The 24,342-nt window shown below is 41.0% G+C and carries 19 protein-coding genes and 1 tRNA gene; 12 read left to right on the forward strand and 8 right to left on the reverse strand.

The features are described from left to right. Positions 1 to 11 precede the first annotated feature (11 nt). From M472_RS40565 to M472_RS40580, 4 genes are all read right to left on the reverse strand, one after another. Positions 12 to 728 carry a hypothetical protein gene (locus tag M472_RS40565; protein WP_021071760.1) on the reverse strand — a complete coding sequence of 239 codons (717 nt, stop codon included), beginning with the start codon at positions 726 to 728 and terminating at the stop codon, positions 12 to 14. Positions 729 to 750: 22 nt separating this feature from the next. Next, positions 751 to 1,206: a hypothetical protein gene (locus tag M472_RS40570; protein WP_021071761.1), complete on the reverse strand. Its 456-nt coding sequence runs from the start codon at positions 1,204 to 1,206 to the stop codon at positions 751 to 753. A gap of 121 nt (positions 1,207 to 1,327) precedes the next feature. Beyond that, positions 1,328 to 1,801: a Cys-tRNA(Pro) deacylase gene (gene ybaK, locus M472_RS40575; protein ID WP_021071762.1), complete on the reverse strand. Its 474-nt coding sequence runs from the start codon at positions 1,799 to 1,801 to the stop codon at positions 1,328 to 1,330. Positions 1,802 to 1,923: 122 nt separating this feature from the next. Further along, positions 1,924 to 2,907 (reverse strand): aldo/keto reductase, encoded by a 984-nt coding sequence (locus M472_RS40580; protein WP_021071763.1) that lies wholly within the window; start codon positions 2,905 to 2,907, stop codon positions 1,924 to 1,926. 166 nt (positions 2,908 to 3,073) lie between these two features. Between M472_RS40580 and M472_RS40585 the strand changes: the two genes are divergently transcribed. Beyond that, a complete protein-coding gene (locus M472_RS40585; RefSeq protein ID WP_021071764.1) occupies positions 3,074 to 4,450 on the forward strand; it encodes an MFS transporter in 1,377 nt (458 codons plus the stop codon). A gap of 61 nt (positions 4,451 to 4,511) precedes the next feature. Here the strand turns inward: M472_RS40585 and M472_RS40590 are convergent, their stop codons facing one another. From M472_RS40590 to purD, 4 genes are all read right to left on the reverse strand, one after another. Next, positions 4,512 to 5,702 carry an MFS transporter gene (locus M472_RS40590; protein WP_021071765.1) on the reverse strand — a complete coding sequence of 397 codons (1,191 nt, stop codon included), beginning with the start codon at positions 5,700 to 5,702 and terminating at the stop codon, positions 4,512 to 4,514. A gap of 49 nt (positions 5,703 to 5,751) precedes the next feature. Then, complete coding sequence (locus tag M472_RS0123090) at positions 5,752 to 6,408, reverse strand: FadR/GntR family transcriptional regulator (RefSeq protein ID WP_022829436.1); 657 nt, start codon at positions 6,406 to 6,408, stop codon at positions 5,752 to 5,754. Between the two features lie 81 nt (positions 6,409 to 6,489). After that, positions 6,490 to 6,561, reverse strand: a tRNA-Glu gene (locus M472_RS40595). Positions 6,562 to 6,659: 98 nt separating this feature from the next. Continuing rightward, positions 6,660 to 7,934 carry a phosphoribosylamine--glycine ligase gene (purD, locus tag M472_RS40600; protein ID WP_021071766.1) on the reverse strand — a complete coding sequence of 425 codons (1,275 nt, stop codon included), beginning with the start codon at positions 7,932 to 7,934 and terminating at the stop codon, positions 6,660 to 6,662. 74 nt (positions 7,935 to 8,008) lie between these two features. On the opposite strand from purD, the gene M472_RS40605 reads away from it, so the two are divergent. From M472_RS40605 to M472_RS44715, 11 genes are all read left to right on the forward strand, one after another. After that, the gene (locus M472_RS40605) at positions 8,009 to 10,660 is read left to right on the forward strand and encodes a TonB-dependent receptor plug domain-containing protein (RefSeq protein ID WP_021071767.1); all 2,652 of its coding nucleotides are present in this window, start codon (positions 8,009 to 8,011) and stop codon (positions 10,658 to 10,660) included. A gap of 46 nt (positions 10,661 to 10,706) precedes the next feature. Continuing rightward, positions 10,707 to 11,471, forward strand: a complete 765-nt coding sequence (locus M472_RS40610) for an enoyl-CoA hydratase/isomerase family protein (protein WP_021071768.1) — start codon at positions 10,707 to 10,709, stop codon at positions 11,469 to 11,471. 37 nt (positions 11,472 to 11,508) lie between these two features. Further along, complete coding sequence (locus M472_RS40615; RefSeq protein ID WP_021071769.1) at positions 11,509 to 12,378, forward strand: SDR family oxidoreductase; 870 nt, start codon at positions 11,509 to 11,511, stop codon at positions 12,376 to 12,378. 3 nt (positions 12,379 to 12,381) lie between these two features. Further along, complete coding sequence (locus tag M472_RS40620; protein WP_031301964.1) at positions 12,382 to 13,020, forward strand: hypothetical protein; 639 nt, start codon at positions 12,382 to 12,384, stop codon at positions 13,018 to 13,020. Between the two features lie 27 nt (positions 13,021 to 13,047). Then, positions 13,048 to 14,784: a phospho-sugar mutase gene (locus M472_RS40625; protein WP_021071771.1), complete on the forward strand. Its 1,737-nt coding sequence runs from the start codon at positions 13,048 to 13,050 to the stop codon at positions 14,782 to 14,784. A 4-nt stretch (positions 14,785 to 14,788) separates the two neighbouring features. Further along, positions 14,789 to 15,331 (forward strand): NUDIX hydrolase, encoded by a 543-nt coding sequence (locus tag M472_RS40630; RefSeq protein ID WP_021071772.1) that lies wholly within the window; start codon positions 14,789 to 14,791, stop codon positions 15,329 to 15,331. Positions 15,332 to 15,427: 96 nt separating this feature from the next. Continuing rightward, the gene (locus M472_RS40635) at positions 15,428 to 16,741 is read left to right on the forward strand and encodes a hypothetical protein (protein ID WP_021071773.1); all 1,314 of its coding nucleotides are present in this window, start codon (positions 15,428 to 15,430) and stop codon (positions 16,739 to 16,741) included. Between the two features lie 126 nt (positions 16,742 to 16,867). Then, on the forward strand, positions 16,868 to 18,457 hold the full coding sequence (gene bshC / locus M472_RS40640; RefSeq protein ID WP_021071774.1) for a bacillithiol biosynthesis cysteine-adding enzyme BshC: 1,590 nt from the start codon (positions 16,868 to 16,870) through the stop codon (positions 18,455 to 18,457). A gap of 286 nt (positions 18,458 to 18,743) precedes the next feature. Beyond that, positions 18,744 to 21,617, forward strand: coding sequence for an aminomethyl-transferring glycine dehydrogenase (gene gcvP / locus M472_RS40645; RefSeq protein ID WP_021071775.1), 2,874 nt, complete (start codon positions 18,744 to 18,746; stop codon positions 21,615 to 21,617). Between the two features lie 638 nt (positions 21,618 to 22,255). Next, a complete protein-coding gene (locus M472_RS45505; RefSeq protein ID WP_021071776.1) occupies positions 22,256 to 22,423 on the forward strand; it encodes a hypothetical protein in 168 nt (55 codons plus the stop codon). Positions 22,424 to 22,777: 354 nt separating this feature from the next. Continuing rightward, positions 22,778 to 24,342: hypothetical protein (locus tag M472_RS44715; protein WP_021071777.1), on the forward strand; the 1,565-nt coding region annotated here is incomplete at its 3' end.

Genomic DNA, 24,342 nt, shown 5'->3' on the forward strand with positions numbered 1-24,342 from the left:
AATTGCTCTAATTAGCTCGCAAAAGGGACTGATACTTTCAAGTTTGGATATTTTTCGCCAAGCCTTAATAGAAAGTCATTTGCTATAACATTTTCTTGGATCAGCTTTTGTGTATTCATGGAAAACATACTGGTCGTCGTCGTTGCATAAGTAAATACGAGTGCTGAAAACAGAATAAGTTCAATCGATTTCCCTTCTGTTGGCAAAGAAATTCTATAAGCTTTGACATTGTCGCCTTTCTGTTTCGCAAATGCCTGCATAGTTCCTTTCTGAGGAATTTCTTCTAAAGTCGCTTGAGCAAGCCTCTCTCCATTGAATACAAGGTGATTGCTTATATCTCCTTCAGTATCTGTATCTAGAAGGTGGAGTTCGTCACCGCTTAGAAGCAAGTATTTAGGGGTCTGTACTGTTTGGTATCTTACGGTACCTAGGGTTGCCGCGCTTTTTAAAGAGTCTTTCAGACCATCTTTAATAGCAGATTTGTTGCCGTAGTCTAAATTTGCAAAGTTAAAAGCATCTATAGGAAGACTGCCCATTTGCTTTTTGAGGTAGTCATACTCGCCGTCAAGAAAATTGTCGCGGTAAGTTTCTGCTTTTTGAAGCTCGGATTTAAAGTCTATGTTTTGCATAGCCTCTTTCAGTTTTTTCTTCTTTGCGTAGGTAAAGTAAAATATTCCTCCGTAGACAAGTACTACAGCTACAATAATTAATACGACTTGGATACTCATGATATCTGTTTATTTAAATGATTTATATATTTCTAGGTTCTACTTTCTTTTTCGAGGATGGGATAAATCCCCAAATGATAAAGGCGATCAATGCTAGGCCTACTAGTTTTCCTCCATATTGCGTATAAAAAGGCAATTTATTAAGGTTGGTCGATTTTAATTTCTGCTCCATTAGTAAGCTTTCCATCTCCTTATCCGGAATATCATAATATTCTTTTGTCTTTTCATCATAACCGACAAGTTTAGGGGCTACAGTGATATACAAAGGTAGGATATAAGCGATATTAAATTCGGTATGTAATGTTGCTAGGTCTAGATAGCTGCCGTTTTCTAGTTTGAATTCATCGGTATCAGGTAGGTCGTGCACTTTATTCAGCACTTCTCTTTCTCCAAGAGGGATTTTAACTTTTGCTAATGAAAGACTGAAGGTCCCTACAAGCAGAGCTAATACGAGGATGATGTGTTTTAATGATGCCATATCTTGATTTGATTTGAAACAAAATTAGAAACTACTATTCAGAAAAGGTAAACGGTTTACGATTCGTCGATGGCATTTTATGAAACGTCCAAAGAAAGCAGAAAAGATAGAAAGCAGCACACTAACCGATCAGATCTACAAAGGAAGCTTGGGTCATCGTGGCGAGATCCGTGGGCTGTAGGATGATCTGTAGACCACGTTTGCCAGCACTGATCGAAATAGTCTCCTCAAGTTGTGCAGCCTCTTCAATAAATGTAGGAAATTCCTTTTTCATTCCTATGGGAGAACAGCCACCGCGGATATAGCCTGTGACCTGTTGTAGGTCTTTCATAGGGAGCATTTCGCAGCTCTTATTGCCTGATACTTTTGCAAGCTTCTTAAAATCCAGGTGGCTGCTGCCAGGGATGACGGCCACCAGATAGGGGTCCTTTGTTCCTTTGAGCACCAGAGTTTTGTAGAGATGGTCGATATCTATACCCATAGACAGAGCTACATGCTCAGCACTTACATCTTGCTCGTCTACTTCATACTCTCTTAGTTTGTAATCAATTTTAGCGGTATCCAATAGCCGTACGGCATTTGTTTTTTGTGACATTGGTTTTAAACTGTTGTATTTTTCGTCCTGGTAAAATCCTTGCAGGTGGGATAGGTTTTACGGCTTAGTGTACTTAAAAATGATAAAGAGGAGGGGATGATGCCCTCCTCTTTATTGTAATGCTATATTTTTTCAAGGGCTTGCTGAATAAAAGCTAACTCTTCTGGTGCTAATTGTACTTGTGCAGCTTTCGCATTTTCAACTGCTTGTTGTGCATTGCGGGCTCCAGCGAGAACTAGGGTTATTCCAGGTTGTAAGCTAGTCCATCGAAGTACGAGCTGGGAAAGAGAGATGCCTTTTGTCGCAGCGATTGGCTCGATTTGTTGAAGGAAATGATTTACTTTTTTTAAATCAAAGCTTTTGAAATAGGTTTGACGATGATCTCCTTCCTGAAGATTAAACCCCTGGGTATATTTGCCTGTGAGTAGGCCACGTTCCATTGGACTATAGGCAATAATACTCAAATGATTGTTCAGTGCATAAGGGACCAATTCCGTTTCAATTCCCCTGTTTAGCATGCTGTATGGGACTTGATTGCTCACTATGGGGAGTGTGTGCCTCGCCTCTTTTACTTGTTCTGTTGTATAGTTACTGACTCCGGCTGCACGAATTTTGCCCTGTTGGATCAATATTTCTAGGGCCTCCATAGTTTCAGCTATCGGTGTGGTGACGTCTGGCCAATGTAGTTGCAAAAGGTCGATATAGTCGGTTTTTAGCCTTTTCAAACTTGCTTCAGTCTCTTTAATCACACTCTCCTTACCTGCATATTTATAGATGTCAATAGGCTGTCCGTTATTGTCTTTACTGTGCATTGCTAACGCACCTTGTGGGGTCGATAAATCCCAGCGCATACCAAATTTGGTGAGTATTTGTACTTTATCTCTAGCTATTCCGCGGATAGCTTCGCCGACAATTTCCTCACTTGTACCTTGCCCGTATATAGGGGCGGTATCGATAGAAGTCACACCTTCATCATAAGCTGCGATGATGGCTTCCGTTGCCTGTTTGCGGTCAGTACTGCCCCACATCCATCCGCCGGCAGCCCAAGCGCCAAATGTAATCACCGAGGCTTCTATGTCTGTATTTCCTATTTTTCTAAATTCCATATATCGTTATAAGCTCTAATCTGACAATGTGTTTTAACTATAAACCTACACAAAATGTAAGGTATTTATGCTGGCTAAGATAAAATATAAGGTCCGTTTATTGTAAATTTTGGAGAGTTGTTTTTCGTTTGGGCGATAAAGGGTACCTTTGGCGAAAATTTTTAATATGCAGTTACGGAAAAATCTGATTCTAGTATTAGCCTCTGTCGCAACTTTTGTTGAGGCACTGGATATTGCCATCATAAATCTTACCATTCCCTCGATACAGGAGCAGTTTCATATTGGGGTTGAACAGGCGCAATGGCTTCAGACCTTGTATGTTCTTTTGTTTGGTGGTTTTCTGATAATCGGTGGACGGATGTCGGATCAGCGTGGACGTAAGAAAGTGTTCCTTGTGGGGGGGCTGGTATTTATGTTGACCTCATTAGGTGCTGGATTATCTACTTCTTTCGAATCGCTGGCTGTGTTTAGAGCGTTGCAAGGTTTAGGGGCTGCTTTTATTATGCCGGCTTCTTCTTCTATTATTAACAATACATTTACAGAGACGCAGGAACGTAACCGTGCTATCGGCATCTTTAGCTCTTTTGCAGCGATAGGGTCGGGGAGCGGGCTTTCTATTGGAGGGTTATTGAGCACCTATCTAAGCTGGCATTGGGTATTTTTGATCAATGTGCCGATTCTAGCCGTGACACTGGTCCTTGCTTATATTTACTTTCCGAAAGACGAACCAACAAAGGAGCGTCAGCGTGTTGATATGGCTTCCGCCATTCTGTTGGTCGTTGGTCTCTTGTGTTTCACTTATGGCACGCATGAATTGCCTAGCGTGGGGAGTACACCAGTTATTATTATAGGTTCTATTTTAATTGGTGTGTTGTTGTTGGGTACGGTTATTTATAGATTGAAAACAGTCGAAGAACCGTTGATTAAACTTGATCTTTTTAATCAATCCTCCGTGCGGATATCAAATGGAATATTCTTTATACAAGGAGCCTTTTTTATCGGGTTTCTGTTTTTGATATCTTTGATGCTTCAGAGCGATATGGGACATACTGCGGCTTCGGCTGGTCTTTTATTGGTGCCTTTTAGTATACTTTCAGCTTTGATTGCTAAGTTTGCTCTGCCATTGGTTTCAAAGCGCTTAAACTCTGCACAAATGGGGATCTTTGGATGGTCATTTCTACTGCTTGGTGCTACGGTGCTGTGGACAGCTATTCATTTGGGACATCCATTACCGTTGATTTTAGTGGGTGTGGCCTGTATTTCTGGTATTGGGATTACCTTTTGCTTTACGAGTATGGCGGTATTGAGTATTAGGGATGTAGATTCTGCAAACTATGGTGTGATATCGAGCTTGACAAGTACGAGCTATTTCTTGGGCGGAGGAATAGGATTGGCATTTATGACCGTTTTAAATCAGCTGTTGCCATCCGAATGGGCTGTTGGTAATCTTAGTCTAGGGTTATTGTTTTTGTATGCATTGATGAGTGTATTGATTCTTTCTAAAATGGCTCGGAGCGAGCATGCTATCTCAAAAACAGCCTAATTATACTTTTATAAGATATAAGCCCTCCTATGAGACAAACTGTTTCATAGGAGGGCTTTTTTTATGCTTTTCGTTTGATATTAGGCAAGAATCCTGTGACGATACCAATTAGTGGTAAGAATGCACAAATTGAAAATACATATTCGATACTTGTGCGGTCTGCTAGCCAGCCCAAAACAGCCGAAGCGATACCTCCCATGCCAAATGCAAATCCGAAGAACAGTCCTGCAATCATGCCCACTTTACCTGGAATGAGATCGGTCGCGTAGACGAGGATTGCTGAGAAAGCAGATGAGATGATCAGGCCGATAACACCCGCAAGGATAACGGTTGCTGTCAATCCCACATGTGGCAACAATAGCGTAAATGGCGCAGCACCTAGAATAGAAATCCAAATGATGAGCTTGCGGCCATATCTATCACCTAGCGGTCCGCCTAGGATCGTTCCTGCGGCTACTGAAGCTAAGAAAACAAAGAGATAGATCTGTGACTGCTGCACTGTTACGCCAAACTTTTCGATCAGGAAGAAAGTAAAATAACTGGTCATCGATGCCATGTAGAAATATTTGGAAAAGATGAGAATCAGTAAAATAACAATAGAGATGGTTACCGTACGCTTGGGAAGTGTATGCTGCGGTGTATTGATCGCAGATCCAGCAGCTGATGTTTTAGTAATCATATTCTGCTGATACCAGTTGCCGACGATGGTCAGTATGAAAGCTCCTACAATGGCTAATGTACCGAACCAGCCAATGTAATTTTGTCCCATTGGAATGACGATCAGAGCAGCTAATAATGGGCCGATTGCACTACCCGCATTACCACCGACTTGAAAGATAGATTGTGCCAGTCCTTTGCGTCCTCCGGAAGCGAGATGAGCTACACGTGAGGCTTCTGGGTGGAATACAGATGACCCAATGCCTAGGAGACTGACAGAGGCTAGAATAAAATAAAAGTTGGACGCAAATGCCAGACATAGTAGCCCTGACAGTGAAAATAGCATGCCAATAGCCAATGAGCGCGGATTCGGATTTTTGTCGGTGTATGAGCCGACAAAGGGTTGCAGGACAGAGGCTGTTAATTGGAAAATGAGGGTGATGATACCGATTTGCGTAAATGTTAATCCATAATTCTCTTTCAGAAGTGGATAGACAGATGGTACGACAGATTGCATCAGATCATTGAGCAGATGCGAGAAGCTAATAGCGAATAGTATAGGATATACGGTTCTGTTTGCTGATATAGTGGACATAATATGTGTTAATAAACATCAGGTCATCTGACGATTTGGGGTAAAAAAATTATAATTTTCCAATTATTTTTGTTGCGATTTGGGTAGCGCTCGTGACATCTTTGTCCTCAATTGCCTTTAATAGTCTTTCATGTATATCCTGTGATTCGATAAATGTGCTGGTGTCCTTGTACATATTGGAGAAGAATTTGATGACATGTACAGACATTGTTTTATAAAGTTGATCGAGAATAGCATTGCCACAGCTCTCTGCAACTAGAATATGGAAGTCGACATCGGCTTGTATACAGTTGAGTGTATCTCCGCTTTGGGCATACTTTTGTCGCTTGGCAAGTTGTTTTTTCATCTTATCCAGTTGCGCTGAGCTTCTATTAGAAGCGGCTTTTTCAACTGTCTTGAGCTCGATTAATTGCCTTACTTCAAATATATCGGCAAAGTCTGCCCGCTCGATTTTGTCGTCAAGGGCACTGTTGCTATTGCTGCTTATGACAAATGTACCTAAACCTTGCTGAACCTTAACGAATCCCGATTGAGCGAGGTACTTGATGGCTTCGCGTATAGTTGATCGGCCTACATTGAACTTTTGCATAAGCTCAGGTTCTGTCGGCAGTTTTTCATTTATAGCAAATGCGCCTCGCTCAATACTATATTGAAGGGCCTCGGCTACTTCTTGTGCTAATGATTTTTTTTGTATTCTATTCATCATATCATCTGATGATTGCAAAAGTAGAAAAATAATTGATATTAAAAACAAAAAAAGCGACTTCTTTTGAAAGTCGCTTTTTTGTAGCCCGTAGGGGAATCGAACCCCTGTTTCAAGAATGAAAATCTTGCGTCCTAACCCCTAGACGAACGGGCCCTTTTGCTTTGGTGATGCAAATATATACGCTTTTATCAACTATCCAAAATAATTTTTAACCAAAACATGTAATTGATTGAAAGCTAAAATATTATTTTTTAAATCAAGTCAAAGCCAATGTCCGTCCGGAAATATTTTCCTTGAAAAAATATTCTTCCAGCGTCTGCTGTTGCCTGTTGAAGGGCTGTGAATAGGTCATCCTGCATCGTTGTGACTGCTATGACGCGTCCTCCTGCTGTGACGATTTCACCATCGACTAGTTTGGTGCCAGCATGAAATACGATGGACTCTTTTACATTTTCGATGTTGTTGATTACTTTTCCATTTTCGTAATCTCCAGGATAGCCTCCAGAAACTAACATCACGGTTACTGCTGTCTTTGGACTAAGTGTATAGGAGCGTTTGTCTAGATCGCCTTTGGCAACGCCTTCTAATAGATCAACAAGATCAGATTCGATACGTGGTAATACTGACTCTGTTTCAGGGTCTCCCATGCGTACGTTGTATTCAATAACAAAGGGGTCGCCATTGACATTCATCAATCCGATAAAGATAAAGCCTTTGTAAGGAATACCGTCTTTCTTTAAACCATCGACTGTGGGTTTGATGATGCGTTCTTCCACTTTATTTAGAAAAGATGCATCAGCAAAAGGGACAGGTGATATCGAACCCATTCCGCCAGTATTGAGACCTGTATCTCCTTCTCCTATTCGTTTATAATCCTTGGCTGAGGGCAGTACTTTATAGGAGTCTCCATCTGTCAATACGAAGACAGAAAGTTCTATACCTTTTAAGAACTCCTCAATAACAACAACTGAACTGGCCTGTCCAAATTTTGCTTCAGCCAACATGGCCGTTAATTCGGTCTTTGCGTCTTCCAAGGTCTCGCAGATCAAAACTCCCTTGCCCGCTGCTAGACCATCTGCTTTCAATACAATAGGCAACTTTTGTGTCTCAAGGTAAGCCAACCCCTCTTCGAGATTCGATAGCTCAAAAGATTTGTAGGCTGCTGTAGGAATATTATGCCTAAACATAAATTCCTTTGAAAAATCTTTAGATCCTTCGAGCTGCGCGCCTAATTTCTGAGGGCCTACTACGGCGATATGTTTAAGCTCGTCTCTTTCTAAAAAGAAATCGTGGATACCTTTTACCAAAGGCTCCTCAGGGCCAACGAGAATAAGGTTGATGTCATTTGCCAGTGCAAATGCTGCGATTCCTTCGAAATCCGTTACTTTAAGATCTATGTTTTGACCATACTGTTCTGTCCCGGCATTGCCTGGGGCAATGTACAGCTTCGTAAGTTTAGGGCTTTGTGCAATTTTATAGGCAAAGGCAGATTCGCGCCCGCCTGATCCAACGATTAAGATATTCATGTCACAAACTTAGAGAAATAAGCTTTAATTTTTGTTATCTTTCCCTAACATTTTATAAATCAATTGAGACGAATATGAGATTTCTCTTTGTTTTTCTTCTAGCTATGCTTAGCTACAGCTCTGTATCGGCTCAGGGGATACAGAAAGTCATAGACAATGTGATGACTAATGCTGAAAATAATCCACAGGAAAAGCTATACCTGCAGTTGGACAAATATGCCTATACTGCAGGTGAGACCATATGGTTTAAGGCGTATGCTACTATCGGTGTGCAGAATCTGTTTTCTAATCATAGCGGTGTGGCTTATGTAGAACTGATCGATGGGACGAAGAAAATCGTGAGCTCGATGACGATTCCGCTATTAATGGGCTTGGGGATGGGAGATATTAAGTTGAATGATACGATTACTGAAGGTTCATATAGACTGCGAGCCTATACGAATTGGATGCGCAATGCAGATGAAAAATACTTTTACGATCGCACTATTCACATTGCGAATGGCCGCTCTGACAATGTGAAGACCAAGACTTCGGTCCGTTTTGGTGAAAGGGAAAATGTGTGTCAGATTCAATTGAACAGTCTTTCGGGGGTGCCGTTAAGCAAGACTCAAGTACGGTATGAGCTGTGGTCTGAAGGTAAATCTGTCGAGCGAAAGCGCGGTAATACTAATGAAGACGGTGTACTGACAGTTGGTGTTAATAAAAAATATAAAGAAGCAGAGCTCAAGCTTCATTTTGAAAATCTTGAAAAATTGCCAGTAAATAAACTGGTGAAAATAAAAACAGCAGAGTCGCAGAATAGTGTGCAGCTACTGCCCGAAGGAGGAAAATTGTTGGTCGATAAGATTAATAATATGGCTATTAAGGCTGTGGGGAACGACGGGCTTGGGATTAAAGCTAAAGTGTATTTTACCGTTGGTAAGGATACGGCTGGGGTAATAGAAACAAATGAACTGGGGATGGGGGCAGGATTTCTTTTTATCACAGCAGTTGATGCTTTTGCGGTGCGTGCTGAATTTGAAGATGGTTCTAGTTGCGATATTCCAATGCCAGAGATACAGCAGTCGGGATTTGCTCTTGCTGTCAATAATCAGAATGGAAGTAAAATTTTCACACAGCTCAATGTTTCTCCTGATCTGATCAGTCAAAAGGAAGTATTTTTTGTAGTGCACCATTTGGGACAGGTATTATTTGTGTCCAAGCAGAAACTGACTAAAGATGAACTTGTCTTTTCAGTTGATAAAGCAGGCTTGCCTTCAGGTGTATTGACGATCAGTATATTGGATGATACATTTTTGCCTATCGTTGAACGTCCATTTTTTAGCTATAATACTGCTTATGACTTGCCGATAGATCTACAGTTAAATAAAAGAAGTTTTACGACTCGTGATCATGTGAAAGTGAATATGCATGTTGGAGAAGCCTCTGATTCAATTCGGTTTGGAGCTTTTTCGGCCTCCGTTGTTGATCTGTCCCCGATAAAAGATAGTGTGGCGCTGGCACCCAATATTTTGTCAACCTTATTATTGAGTGCTGATTTGAATGGATATATTGAGAATCCGGGGTATTATTTTGGTGCAGAAGGTGTTAAGACTAGGGATCTGGATCTGTTGATATTGACCCAGGGATGGCGGAATATTGATTGGAAAGGTGTGGGCACAATAACACCGCCAACTTATGAGGTGGAGAAAGCACTGAAGATAAGTGGGTACACCAAAAAGTTGGGGCGGACGAAGCCTGAGGCGGGAGCCAAAGTGCAGCTAATATCTACACGTAATTATATGGATTTCATGGATACTACTGCGAATGATCAGGGGTATTTTGAGTTTGATGACCTTTTTTTTCCAGACAGTGTTAAGTTTCTGGTGACAGCGCGCGATGCCAATAAAGGGAAGAAAAATATCGACATCGTGATTGATAATCCGGAGAAGCCCGCTGTCGGTGAGAATAGAAATCAATGGGATGAGCGATGGGATATTAACACGATGTATATGGACGAAATCAATCGGTCTAAACAGTTTTTTGCTGAGCTGGAAAACAAGGGGTTAATGGAGAAGGCTATTGCGATAGAAGAGGTTGTGGTGCGTGCATCTACGCGAAAGAAAGTAGCCGAGTATTCGAGCAATCTGAATGGGCCGGGCAATGCGGATCAGGTGTTGACAAGTGAAGATTTACAGAATTGCACCACGTTGGATATGTGCTTGGCTGGACGTCTGATGGGGGTGTTGTTTACGGGAGGGATACCTTATAATACACGAGGTAATGTTCCTATGCAGGTAGTACTGGATGGGATGTATATCGAGGGGGATCAGTTGTCGATGATCAATATCAATGATGTCGAGAGTATAGAGGTCTTGAGAAATGCGAATTATACGGCTATCTATGGTATGAATGGTGGGAATGGATTGTTGATTATCACTTCAAAAAGGGGTACCTCTGCGATGAACAATTATGTCCCTAAGGGCATCATGACTGTACAGCCTCAAGGCTTTTATATTAATAGAACGTTCTATAAACCGGTATATGATGTTGTGAACGAAACTCAGCTGAATCGAGATCTGCGCACTACGATACACTGGGAGCCAAGTATTGTGGCAGACAAGGAAGGTAAGGCTTCATTTGATTTTTTTACGGCCGATGGTAAGGGACGGTACATGATCATTGTAGAGGGATTAGACTTGAGCGGAAGAATATTACGGAAACTTGTGGAGTTTGATGTGCGGTAGGCTAGAATATTTTCTTATCTTGTTGTATCATTTTAAGTGGATAATTATGGATTATATACATACGAAGAAAGACGATCATATATTGCATATCCTGTTGGATCGAGGTCGGTCTAACGCTATGGATGTAAGGGTGATAGAGGAGTTGATTCAAGTATTGCAGGAAGCACAAGTCGACCCATCCATTGAGGCGATCGTTTTATCAGGCAAGGAAGGTTTCTTTTCATCAGGGCTAGATCTGATTACCTTATTCGCTTATAATGAAGAGGAGATGCGACATTTCTGGACCCGTTTTATGCAATTGCTCAGCGTCTTTGTAGCCTTTGAGAAGCCATCAGTTGCTGCTATTACTGGGCATAGTCCTGCTGGGGGCTGTGTGTTGGCACTGTGTTGCGACTATAGAGTAATGGCTGAGGGCGATTATATTATGGGACTGAATGAAGTGCCAGTTGGAATTGTCGTCCCTGAATCTATCTTCACCCTGTATAGTTTTTGGTTGGGACAAGGTGCTGCATATCGCAGCTTGTTAGAAGGCCGTTTGTTTAAACCTCAAGAAGCACTGTCTATAGGATTGGTAGACGAGGTTGTGCCTTTTGATCGGATACAGATTTCAGCCATCCGACGTGTAAAATCGGTTATGCAGTTTGAGAAGAATGCTTGGCGTAAGACCAAGTTGAATCTGAGAAGTGAACTAATCCGGGCTATGGATCGGGGGCAGGAGGAGGCTGTTGAACAGGTTTTAGAGCAGTGGTGGAAGCCTAGTACACGTGATATTCTTAAAACAATTATTCACAATCTGACGCAAAAGAGGTAGTGTGGGTTTGATTACGAAAATTTAAAACATAGATGCTATGGTACAAGGTGCACTAAAAGAAGATGCGCTATCCGGAAAGACTATTGTCGTCACTGGAGGGGGCACAGGTCTTGGTAAGGCGATGTCCGTTTATTTTTCTGAATTAGGAGCAAATCTAGTCATAACCAGCCGTAAAATGGACGTGCTGGAAGAGACTGCGAGGGAGATTGAAGACAAGACTGGCAATGACGTTCTGGCGGTGGCTTGTGATATCCGGGACATCGTTTCTGTAGAAGAGCTGTTGGCTGCAAGTATTGCCAGATTTGGGCGGGTCGACGTATTGGTGAATAATGCGGCAGGTAATTTCATCTCGCCTACTGAGCGTCTTTCTGCGAATGCTTTTTCTACCGTAATTGATATTGTGCTGAAAGGTACGGCTAATTGTACACTGACGTTTGGAAAGCACTGGATTGATAAAGGTGAGTCTGCAAACGTGCTTAATATTGTAACGACCTATGCGTTTACAGGTTCGGGATATGTTGTGCCTTCTGCTGCAGCTAAAGGCGGTGTGTTGACCATGACCCGTTCTTTGGCAGCAGAGTGGGGGAAGTATGGTATTCGGCATAATGCCATTGCTCCGGGACCGTTTCCTACAAAAGGGGCTTGGGACAGGCTGTTGCCAGGTGAGTTGGCTGCGAAATTTGATTTTAAGAATAGAGTTCCATTAAAAAGAGTCGGAGATCATCAGGAATTGGCTAACTTGGCCGCGTTTTTGGTGTCTGACTTTGCAGGTTATATCAACGGAGAGGTAATTACGATAGATGGTGGTGAATGGTTGCAGGGAGCGGGACAATTGAATGGGATGGAGGCCGTGCCAAACGAAATGTGGGACGATATAGAAAGAGCAATAAGGAAGAACAATAAATAGTGTATGTATAGGTTTTTAAGTGTTACAATTTTATTTTCGCTTTTTGTGCTGTCGTGTGGGCCAGGGAGCACAAAAAAGGAAGAAGAAAAAAAAGATAGTGTTGCTGGCGTAATTCCGTCCACAATTGATGAAAACAATGAACTTTCGGAAGTGATTACCCGTTTTGTACGGGCTTATGCGAGTAGGGATAATGATAAAGTCAATCGGCTTGTTCATCCTGATTTGGGATTTACCATTATTTATAGGCCTGGTGCTTCGGACACTTTTGTCCGTATCGATAGTATAAACTTCGCTAAGGCCATGCCTGAATATTATCCGTACCCCAACATACAAAATGACTATGTGCTCGTATTTGAAAAGTTGCCCGAGTTTGATTGTGGAACCGAGAAATGGAGTAAATTGGGCTTTTTCTGTGATACGACCTCTCATCCCAATCAGTTGTCAAATATAGCCGCTTTCGAAAAGGAATTTGACGAGTCGATATTTTCAGAAGAGCAGCTCGATAATTTGGAGAGAAATGAAGCCCAAAGCTATAGGATAATTGTGACGACAAAGGATCCCTTGATCTTCCATGTGCAAAGGTATAAAGGCGGATGGTATGTGACAGCGTTGGATCGAGCATATGCTGGATGCGACGCATGATATAAAAAATAAGTAAAATAAGATATAATGGTTTTTGATAAAGACACACAGGACAGGATAGATAGTTGGACATCATCAGAGTATGATCAGGATACTGTGAGACAAGTGAAAAGATTGGTCGATGATAAGGAAGAAACGGAGCTGTTGGACTCTTTTTATAAGAATTTAGAGTTTGGAACTGGTGGGCTACGTGGAATAATGGGGGTGGGGTCTAACCGAATGAATAAATATACGATAGGTAAGGCTACGCAGGGACTTGCCAATTATCTCAAGAAGCAGTTTCCTGACCAGGTTGTAAAGGTAGCAGTGTCTTACGACAGCAGAAATAATTCGAAGGTGTTTGGGCAATTAGTGGCAGACGTTTTTTCTGCTAATGATATTCATGTTTTTTTATTTGATGAACTTCGGCCTACTCCTATGTTGTCTTATGCAGTGCGATATTATGCGTGTCAGGGCGGGGTTATGTTGACGGCATCTCATAACCCAAAGGAATACAATGGTTATAAAGCCTATTGGAATGATGGGGGGCAGCTTGTAGCTCCACATGACAAGAATGTAATCGCGGAAGTTGATGCCATACAGTCTGTTTCAGCGATCAAGTTTGATCGATGCAGTGAAAATATCACCATGGTGGGCTCTGATTTTGATGACTTATATATTGCGGCAAATACGCGGCTAAGTATACATCCAGAAGCGGTAAGCGCCAATAAAGAGTTGAAAATTGTTTATTCTCCTATTCATGGAACAGGATTGACGATAGTTCCCAAGATGTTAAACGCCTGGGGGTTTGACAATGTTTATGTAGTTGAAGAGCAAGCAAAGCCTGACGGTAATTTTCCGACTGTCGTGTATCCTAATCCGGAAGAGGAGGAGGCCATGTCCATGGCAATGCGGAAAGGACAGGAGCTTGATGCTGATGTGGTCATGGCGACAGATCCAGACGCTGACCGGGTTGGGGTAGCTGTCAAAAATGGGAAAGGTCAATTCCAATTGTTAAATGGAAATCAGATTGGCAGCCTATTGGTTTACTATGTTTTGTCTTCTAAAAAAGACAAACTTGAGTTGAAAGAGAATGATTATAGTGTAAAAACCATCGTAACAACCAATCTAATCCGTGCTATTAGTGAGAGTTTTGATGTAAAGTGTTACGAGACATTGACGGGCTTCAAGTTTATTGGTGAAGTGATGACTGAGCTGTTAGGGAAAGAAAACTACTTGGTCGGGGGCGAGGAAAGTTATGGATTTTTAGTCGGAGATTTAGTTCGCGATAAGGATGCGGTCAACTCCTGTGCGTTTATAGCAGAGATGACGGCCTATTTTAAAGGAAAGGGAAAGACTTTGTTTGATGTACTGATCGATCTGTACACGCAGTATGGTTTTTATCAGGAAAAACTTATTTCGTTGACAAAAAAAGGCAAATCTGGAGCGGAGGAAATAAAACAAATGATGATCAATCTTCGGAAGGACGCTCCCAAGACATTGGGTGGGATACCAGTGAAAGAAATCCGTGATTATGAAAAACAGGAGGCATATGACTTGTTAACAGGAAGTAAGTGTGGTATTGACCTTCCTAAATCAGACGTGCTTCAGTTTATAACGGTTGAGGGGGATGTTATTTCTGCAAGACCATCGGGTACAGAGCCTAAGATTAAGTTTTATTGTTCTGTCAAAGAGACCTTGTTGGAGCCTTCTTCTTTTACGCATGTATCCGAATCGTTGGAAAAAAAGGTGCAGCGCATAATGGCGGATATAGTAAAAGACTAGTGTGATGAATAAATGGAAGTTGCTTGATTCTAGCTATATTATCCAAAGGCCTTGGGCTACATTGAGGGTGGATAAACTGGAGTTGCCTAATGGAAATATTAAGGACGAATATTATGTGCTTGAATATCCGACGTGGGTCAATATGATAGGTGTTACAGAGGAAGGCAACATCTTGTTTGTACGGCAATATAGACGTGGAGCCGATGAGATCATGGTGGAATTGCCTGCGGGTGTTGTGGAAGATGGAGAGAGTCCTCAGGATGCCGCCATCAGAGAGATGCTTGAGGAAACGGGCTACGCATTTGAGACAGTAGAATATCTATGTGAGCTGTATGCCAATCCTGCTACAAGTGGCAACATAACCTATAGTTATCTGTTGAGAGGCGGGAAAAAGGTGCAGGAGCAAAATCTAGACGATTCTGAAGATATCGAGGTGGTGGTCATGTCTTTGGAGGAGGCAAAAAGCTTTCTGTTCGAAAATAGAATTGGACAAGCGTTACATAGTGCGGCTTTGTTCTACGCTTTGAAAAAGTTGGAGCTGGCTTAGTCGAGGGACGATCGTCGGTTGGCGAGATTGCGCCCTTTCCTACGGAGCGCTGAAGTGTTTGCCGAATAATTTGCGGTATTTTCGTAGCTTTGCAAAATGGCAAGAGAGATATTCGAAACAAAGCGAAAGGCATTAAAGATTAACCTAGACGCGGCGATCTATGGTACATTTGCAGAGATTGGAGCGGGACAAGAAGTGGCCCGCAATTTTTTTGAAGCAGGGGCTGCATCAGGTACGATTGCAAAAACAATGTCAGCTTATGATATGGCCTTTAGTGATGCGATATATGGGGTGGAGGATTCGGGGAGGTATGTGAGTCGCGAACGCTTGACCAAAATGTTGTCGCATGAATTTAGCTTGTTGACAGAACGGTTGCATACGGAGAAGTATGAAAACAAGCGTTTTTTTGCTTTTGCAGATACAGTGACAACGCTGAATTTCACCAAGACCAATGATCCACACGGTTGGTTAGGGATTCGGTTTCAAAATGAAATAGATGGCCCTACAAATGATATTATTATCCATGTCCGTTTGTTGGATAGTGATAATCGCTTGCAATCTAAGGTGCTGGGGATATTGGGTGTTAACCTCGTCTTTGCCGCCTATTATTATGCACAGGATCCTCAGGTTATGATTGAGTCTCTAGTAGATAATCTTTCGATAGGCTCTGTGGAAATTGACTTGGTGAAGGTGAGTGGGCCTGTGTTTGAAAACGCAAATGAGCGTCTTCTGAATCTGTATCTTATAGCGAAAGGCTTCGCCAATGCTGCTATATTTAGACCTGATGGCAGAGCAGCGCAGATTAAAGATTTTTTGTATAAGAAAGATATCATTGTCTTGCGGACAAAGTATAAACAAAAGTCTTTGCCGAACTTTGACTTGTTTAATCTTGCCGTAGAGCAGTTTAGAAAAAATACAGGAGCAGATCCTGAAAATACAGTCGTACTGATTGAAGTATTAATGGGTAATGTATTAGATGAGGATCTGGATCTGACAGGTGAAGACTTGCAGTATTTTGCACAACGTGCTGAAGAGCTTTGTTCCACAGGAAACAACATTATGGTCTCTAATTTTAGGCGAAATAACCACTTGGCAGAGTTTGTCAAGACTTTTAAGCCTAGAAATGTGGGCATAGCGACAAACGTTTATAACTTACGGAATATCTTTAACTCGGACAATTATAATAAGGAAAACTATACTAACGAACTGTTGTCTTATATATCAGGTATGTTTAGTAAAAATGTGAAACTGTATGCGTATCCTTACCTCAATAAAAAGGAGAATAAGATTGTAACGACTAAAAATCTGAAGGTATCGGATGAAGCTAAACCCTTGTATGATTTTTTGATTCAGAATCATTATATTATAGATATTGAAAATTACGACGAGAAGTACGTTAAAACGGTATAGAAGACTTCTTTGTCCCGGAGTAATGTTAAACGTTATTGTCAAATGTTCGCTATAATTTGTATTTAGCACTACGCTTTTTTCAAAAAGATGTAACTTGTATTTTCGACAGATAATATTTTCTAGTACATGAAGGCAACCTATATCGATTACAAAGACACAAATAGTTTTTCTAAAACACTTCTGGGATATTTGGCTGGAAACGAAGATCTCCGTTCTTTCTACGGGAATGAGCCAGATATGGAGGGCTTTGAAGCTCAAATGGAATTGAAGTCTTCCTTTGCGCATAGAAAGATATTGGTGGAGACTCTTCAGAAGCAATATACAGGATTACTTGAAGAAGCCGCTGAGGTCGAGAAAAATATCAATCTGCTAAAGGAGAATAGTACATTTACGGTTACTACCGGGCATCAGCTCAATATTTTTACGGGGCCACTGTACTTTATTTTTAAAATAGCGTGTGCAATCCGATTGGCTAAAGATCTGAAAGAACGCTTTCCGAACAAGGATTTTGTTCCTGTGTATTGGATGGCTACTGAAGACCACGATTTTAAAGAAATAAACAATACGCGTGTATACGGCAAGAAAATAGTTTGGGACGTGCCTCGGGAATCTGGGACGGGACGTATGGACACGAGGTCGATGGCAGATGTTGTAAAACAGTACTGTGGCATGCTGGGACTATCCGAAAATTCGGCTCGGCTGACACATATTGTTGAAGGGGCTTATTTGGAGGGACGGAGTCTCGCTGATGCAACACGTTTTTTGGTACATCAGCTTTTTAAAACATATGGGCTTGTTATTTTAGATGCGGACAGTACTGCGCTGAAACAGTTGTATGCGCCGATCATCAAAGAGGATATTTTGTATGAAAAAAGCTTTCAAGCTATTTCAAATACATCTTCATTACTAGAATCAAGTGGATATACAGCTCAAGTATATGCACGCCCCTGTAATTTTTTCTATCTCACAGATGAGTTTAGGGAACGTATAGAGAAAACTGCGAGTGGCGATTTTGAAGTTTTGCACCAAGGAATTTATTTTACTCCCCAACAATTAGAGGAGGAAATCCAAAGACACCCGGAAAGATTCAGTCCCAATGTGGTGATGCGGCCTTTGTACCAAGAGGTTGTTCTGCCTAATCTGGCCTATATAGGGGGCGGGGCTGAAATCGTATATTGGTTGCAGCTAAAGGCTAATTTTGATCAATATGGAGTTCCGTTTCCAATACTTGTGCCCCGTAACTCGGCTCTGATAACTGAAGATAATGTGGTGAGTAAGATATACAGGTTGAATCTCACATTTAAAAGCGTTTTTAAATCTACTGCAGCCTTGCAGAATGAATATGTAAGACGACATACTACCCATCGACTTCACCTCAAAGATGAATGGATGGAGCTTAATGCTATTTTTGGAAAGATTAAACTGCGTGCTCATAAAATAGATCCAAGTCTAGGGCCTAGTACGGATGCCGTTAAGGCTCGGCTGAAAAAGGCGATAAATAATCTTGAAAAGAAGCTTTTGAAGGCAGATAAAAGAAATCATAAAGATGCGCTTTTACAAATAGAAAGAATAAAGGAGAAGTTGTTTCCAGGAGGTGGTTTGCAAGAAAGAACAGAGAATTTTGCTGTTTTGTATGTCAAATATGGGGAAGAGCTGATAGAGGAACTAATTAAACATTTCGATCCTTTGGCATTTAAGTTTACGGTTTTGTATTGATCGTATATTCCTTCGGAGAGCTTTCTTGAGTAAGATGTCTGTAAAGAGATTAATAGTCTGCCAATTTTGTTAATTATTTTTTATGAAAACACTTTTTTTTTTATTCAATGCTCAATGATTAGAACAATCGATTGATGTATTTGTAAAAGTGAGTGCTTATAGGTGTACCCTTAAAAAGTCTTATAAAAAGCGTATCTTTGCACATCGAAAAACAAACCGTTTGTGTGAATAAATGATTTGTTTGTCAAAGAGTTAATTACATATAGTCCTTGCAATTATCAAGCAAATGAGTAACGTATATTACCAAGAAAAATTTCAGGATCGCCACAATGGTCCTCGTGCTGCACAGGTAGAAGAAATGTTGGGTTTCTTAGGTGTAGGTTCATTAGAAGAGCTGATAGAACAAACTGTTCCTGCTCAAATCCGTTCAAAAAAAGCATTAAACCTTCCTGACGCTTTGGGTGAAGTTGCATACTTGGAGAAAGTAGCACAGATTGCTGAAAAGAACAAAGTATTCAAGTCCTATATAGGTCAGGGATATTACGATGTGATTTTGCCAGGTGTGATCCAACGTAATGTTTTTGAAAATCCAGGATGGTATACGCAATACACTCCCTATCAAGCTGAGATTGCACAAGGACGTTTACAAGCGTTGCTGAATTTCCAAACCGTTGTTTCGGATTTTACAGGCTTGGAAATAGCGAATGCCTCTCTATTGGATGAAGCGACTGCAGCTGCAGAAGGTATGTTTATGCTGTACAGCGCGCGTAAGAATAAAGATGCGAATACATTTTTAGTGTCTCCAAATGTATATCCTCAAACCTTAGATGTACTACAGACGCGTGCGGTGCCATTTGGCGTAGAGATACGTATTGCCGATATCAATGAAGCAAATCTTTCAGAGGATGTGTTTGCTGCATTTATTCAGTATCCGGCTGCGGATGGAACGGTAACAGATTATAAGAATTTTACTGCGGCAGCTCATGCCAAAAATATTACCGTCTGTGTGGCTGCAGATTTGATGTCATTAGCCTTATTGACGGCTCCAGGTGAGTGGGGAGCTGATGTCGTTGTCGGTAACTCTCAGCGTTTTGGGGTCCCTATGGGATTCGGGGGGCCACATGCAGCCTTCTTTGCAACAAAAGACGCTTATAAACGGAATATACCAGGACGTATTATCGGTGTTACATCGGATGCAAATGGAGGGTATGCACTCCGTATGGCCTTGCAGACCCGTGAACAGCATATACGTCGTGATAAAGCATCTTCTAATATCTGTACGGCCCAAGCTTTATTGGCAATTATGGCGTCCTTTTATGCGGTATACCACGGACCTCAGGGTATTAAAAATATTGCTTCACGTATTAATGATTTAGCGAAACTAACGGATAAAGCCATTCAGTCTTTAGGTTATGAGCAGTTGAACTCCACATACTTCGATACATTGCGTTTTAATGTAGGTAATGAAGTGGATGGGCTCAAATCAGAAGCTTTGAATCATGAATTGAATTTTTACTACGACCAAGGAATTGTTGGTATATCTATCGATGAAACAACAACATTTGCCGATGTACAGACTATTGTCAAGGTTTTTGCGAAAGTAAAAGGAAAGCACCAAAGTGACGTAGAGCTAGAAAGTCTTGTTGACTCTTTATCAAGTTCTATTCCTTCGGACTTAGAGCGTACATCCAGCTATCTGACTCACCCTATTTTTAATAGCTACCACTCCGAGCATGAGATGTTGCGTTATATAAAATCACTTGAGGCTAAAGATTTATCGCTATGTCATTCTATGATTCCGTTAGGGTCATGTACGATGAAGCTGAATGCAACAACAGAGATGGTGCCCGTTACTTGGGCTCGGTTTGGAGGATTGCACCCATTTGCGCCTGCTGACCAGACTTCAGGATATATGCAGTTGATCAATGAATTGGATGAGTGGTTGAGTGAGATCACAGGGTTCGCTAAAATGTCGTTCCAGTCTAATTCTGGTGCTCAGGGTGAATATGCTGGATTAATGGTTATCCGTGCTTATCATGAGAGCCGTGGTGAAGCGCACCGTAATATCTGTTTAATTCCGGCTTCGGCACATGGGACAAATCCGGCATCGGCATCGATGGCGGGATTAAAAGTGGTAGTTGTTAAAACGGACGAAAGAGGAAATATCGATGTAGAGGATTTGAAAGCAAAAGCAATCGAGCATGCGGCGAATCTAAACTCATTAATGGTTACTTATCCATCTACGCACGGGGTATTTGAAGAGACAATCATTGAGATCTGTAATATAATTCATGAAAATGGAGGTCAGGTGTATATGGATGGTGCAAATATGAATGCTCAGGTAGGTCTTACTAGCCCGGGATTGATCGGTGCCGATGTGTGTCACTTGAATTTACATAAAACGTTCTGTATTCCTCATGGTGGAGGTGGTCCAGGTATGGGGCCAATTGGTGTGGCTGCGCATTTAGTACCATTCTTACCGAACCATAAAGTCGTAGAGGTCTCTGGACCGGAAGGTATTTCTGCGGTTTCTGCAGCGCCATTCGGTTCGGCATCTATTCTTCTGATTTCACATGGCTATATTGCTATGATGGGTAGTGAGGGATTGACGACGGCAACAAAAACGGCAATCTTAAATGCAAACTATATTAAAGCGCGTCTTGAAAGTCATTATCCGGTATTATATGCTGGTGCTAATGGACGTTGTGCACACGAGATGATTTTGGATTGTCGTGGCTTTAAGAATGTGGGAATTGAGGTTGCTGATATTGCAAAACGTTTGATGGACTATGGTTTCCATGCGCCAACAGTATCATTCCCTGTAGCGGGTACACTAATGGTAGAGCCTACAGAGTCCGAGTCTAAGCCGGAATTAGATAGATTCTGTGATGCTTTGATTGCTATCCGTCAGGAGATTGCGGCAGTAGAAGCAGGTGAGGTTGATCAAACAGACAACGTTTTGAAGAACGCGCCGCATACAGCAGCAGTTGTTATTGATGATGAATGGAATAGGTCCTATTCGCGTCAAATAGCAGCTTATCCTCTTCCTTATTTAAAAGCCAATAAATTTTGGCCTTCTGTAGGACGTGTGAATGAATCGCAAGGTGATAGAACGTTGATCTGTTCTTGTCCGTCAATAGAAGAGTATGCAGAAGCATAACATCGCTGATATCTAGGATATTTATGGCCGCACCTTTTGGGGTGCGGCTTTTTATTTTTCCGATCTTGAAAACCAACATGCTTTTTGCGGGATATTTATTTTGGGTGCAGAATAACTGTTTTTTATGAATATAACACTTTTGGGGGGTGTCCGAGATCTGCAAATGTTATTTGAAGAGTATGTTAATGATTGCCAATAAGGTAGTTGTATAGCTACAAAAAAGCTTTTTTCTATTGTTCAGGCTTCTGCTTAGCTGTTTTTGAGCGCTATCTTTGCCAGCAGGTTATGGGTATAAAAAACTTTTTATGTAGGAGAATATTGGCCCTTTCTATTTTTATACTTATTACAACAGGATTTTCTTAGTGGCATTGTGGATCGTGCTGATTGACCCTAATGTGATTTTGCAGCTGATAAGTAAAAAGGAGGGTTTCCAATGCTCGGGTGACATAACCTAAAATTGGGAGATGTTGCACGGTTATGTGTTGATGTTGGGTTTTGAATAGGTTAGTGTATCTATATGTATAGTTTTGGTAGGTCGGGTTTAATTATAGGAGATGGAATATAGCCTTGTTATTTCTTTCCTCCATATAGCATGGATATAGAATTAAAGCTGAAATTGTAATCAAATTTTTAAAGTCTTGAAATACGATAAACATACCAAAGAAGCAGCGGTGCGGGATATTATGGAAGGGCGACTTCTGATTGGTGAAGTGATGGTGAAGTATGGTGTTTTGTCACAAGCAACTATAAAAAAATGGATGAGAGCATCTATTGCGAAAGAAAAGATGAATGAATCCTGTGAATGAATTTAATTTGTCTCGTATAGAGAACCATTAAAAAAAAGTATCATTCTTAATGATACTTTTTTTTTTGAATAAAGTAACTTCCTACCTTAGTATCAATGTAAGTTAAATTACATCTGCCGTAGCTGTATATACAGCTAACTATGAAAAAGTCCATTATTGACTGTTTTTCCTGTTGGATAGGAGATTGTCTGATGTTCTGATTTCTTGTTTAGTAAAATGATAGGAGCAATCTGATTTCATCAGAATAGACTTTAGGTGTAATGCTTAAAGATGTAAGTTCTGACTGCGCGGTTGATGTTTTTGGGAATAACCTACAAAATTGCCAAACTACTTTATTTCTAGAACTAGGGAATTATGGATATTAAAAGCCTTGTGTTAATTGGTGCTTTATTTGCCCTTTTAAGGGGAGTTGTTGCGCAGGAAAGACTGTCTGATGGAACAGTAAGTGGTAGCTCTCCGATTAATCAAAATGCCATTTTGGAGCTGTCGAGTAGGAATAAAGGGGTTCTCCATACAAGAGTTGCTTTAGAAATGACTACAAAAGCAACGCCTATGCAGTCTCATGTTGCAGGTCTTATGGTGTATAATACGGAGAGAAAAAATGATGTTGTTCCCGGGATCTATTATAACGATGGTACAAAGTGGGTGTTAGCATCAAAAGGATCAGCTACGAATATTTCATATCATCCCGAAACCTACGAAATCTCTTTTATAGATATTAATGGTAATCCAGTAAAGTTGGATTTCAGTAAGATTGTGAACGACAATCAAACGATTACTACTTTGGTAGATAATAAAGATGGAACTTATGTATATATATCGGAATCTGGACTACAGACGATAATAAATGTAACGGCTGATGCAACAAACATTTTCGAGCAAGTTTTTAATAGTGAAAAGATCAAGAATGAGTTTATTGAATTGATAAAGGATGCGGGAGGAAACGTATACTATAAGGATGGAAAGTTTACCTTTTTAACGAATGAAAGTGAATTCAAAGAGATCCTGTTAAAAGAATTGGTGGAGTCTAATGAAACCCTGACCGTTCTGAGCTATCTTCCTAGCGTTAACCAATTGACCTATCAGGATGAAAAGGGAGCCTCGCGTACTTTTGATCTAGGTACTGGTTCCCTCGTTTACAATGAGAAGACCAATGTACTGACCTATGTTGATGCGAAAGGGATTACGACTGATATTACCTTGAACAAGACAGATCTAGCGTACAACGCTGATAATAAAACCTTGAACTATAAGAATTCCAATGGCGTTGTTCAGACTGTTATGGTAGGCGATATAGTAAGGGCGAACGAGACTCTGACTGTTTTGGACTATCTTTCGGGTTCCAACCAGCTTAAATATCAGGATGAGAAAGGTGATCCTCATGTTCTCGATTTAGGTTCGGGTTCTATCGCTTACAATGAGAAAACGAATACATTGACTTATGTTGATGCGAAAGGGATTACGACTGATATTACCTTGAACAAGACCAATATGGAGTATAATCCTGATAATAAAACTTTGAACTATACGAGTTCCAATGGTGTTGTTCAAACTGTTATGCTGGGAGATATAGTGCGAACTAACGAGACTCTGACTGTTTTGGACTATCTTTCGGGTTCCAACCAGCTTAAATATCAGGATGAAAAAGGTACTCTCCATGTTCTCGATTTAGGTACAGGTTCTATCGCTTACAATGAGAAAACGAATACATTGACTTATGTTGATGCGAAAGGGATTACGACTGATATTACCTTGAACAAGACCAATATGGAGTATAATCCTGATAATAAAACTTTGAACTATACGAGTTCCAATGGTGTTGTTCAAACTGTTATGCTGGGAGATATAGTGCGAACTAACGAGACTCTGACTGTTTTGGACTATCTTTCGGGTTCCAACCAGCTTAAATATCAGGATGA

This window comes from Sphingobacterium paucimobilis HER1398 (assembly GCF_000416985.1).
Lineage (GTDB): Bacteria > Bacteroidota > Bacteroidia > Sphingobacteriales > Sphingobacteriaceae > Sphingobacterium > Sphingobacterium paucimobilis.

Excerpts from the sequence above, each read along its gene's own strand:
- M472_RS40565 (WP_021071760.1), bottom strand. The coding sequence starts at position 728 with ATGAGTATCCAAGTCGTATTAATTATTGTAGCTGTAGTACTTGTCTAC.
- M472_RS40570 (WP_021071761.1), bottom strand. The coding sequence starts at position 1,206 with ATGGCATCATTAAAACACATCATCCTCGTATTAGCTCTGCTTGTAGGG.
- ybaK (WP_021071762.1), bottom strand. The coding sequence starts at position 1,801 with ATGTCACAAAAAACAAATGCCGTACGGCTATTGGATACCGCTAAAATT.
- M472_RS40580 (WP_021071763.1), bottom strand. The coding sequence starts at position 2,907 with ATGGAATTTAGAAAAATAGGAAATACAGACATAGAAGCCTCGGTGATT.
- M472_RS40585 (WP_021071764.1), top strand. The coding sequence starts at position 3,074 with ATGCAGTTACGGAAAAATCTGATTCTAGTATTAGCCTCTGTCGCAACT.
- M472_RS40590 (WP_021071765.1), bottom strand. The coding sequence starts at position 5,702 with ATGTCCACTATATCAGCAAACAGAACCGTATATCCTATACTATTCGCT.
- M472_RS0123090 (WP_022829436.1), bottom strand. The coding sequence starts at position 6,408 with ATGATGAATAGAATACAAAAAAAATCATTAGCACAAGAAGTAGCCGAG.
- purD (WP_021071766.1), bottom strand. The coding sequence starts at position 7,934 with ATGAATATCTTAATCGTTGGATCAGGCGGGCGCGAATCTGCCTTTGCC.
- M472_RS40605 (WP_021071767.1), top strand. The coding sequence starts at position 8,009 with ATGAGATTTCTCTTTGTTTTTCTTCTAGCTATGCTTAGCTACAGCTCT.
- M472_RS40610 (WP_021071768.1), top strand. The coding sequence starts at position 10,707 with ATGGATTATATACATACGAAGAAAGACGATCATATATTGCATATCCTG.
- M472_RS40615 (WP_021071769.1), top strand. The coding sequence starts at position 11,509 with ATGGTACAAGGTGCACTAAAAGAAGATGCGCTATCCGGAAAGACTATT.
- M472_RS40620 (WP_031301964.1), top strand. The coding sequence starts at position 12,382 with ATGTATAGGTTTTTAAGTGTTACAATTTTATTTTCGCTTTTTGTGCTG.
- M472_RS40625 (WP_021071771.1), top strand. The coding sequence starts at position 13,048 with ATGGTTTTTGATAAAGACACACAGGACAGGATAGATAGTTGGACATCA.
- M472_RS40630 (WP_021071772.1), top strand. The coding sequence starts at position 14,789 with ATGAATAAATGGAAGTTGCTTGATTCTAGCTATATTATCCAAAGGCCT.
- M472_RS40635 (WP_021071773.1), top strand. The coding sequence starts at position 15,428 with ATGGCAAGAGAGATATTCGAAACAAAGCGAAAGGCATTAAAGATTAAC.
- bshC (WP_021071774.1), top strand. The coding sequence starts at position 16,868 with ATGAAGGCAACCTATATCGATTACAAAGACACAAATAGTTTTTCTAAA.
- gcvP (WP_021071775.1), top strand. The coding sequence starts at position 18,744 with ATGAGTAACGTATATTACCAAGAAAAATTTCAGGATCGCCACAATGGT.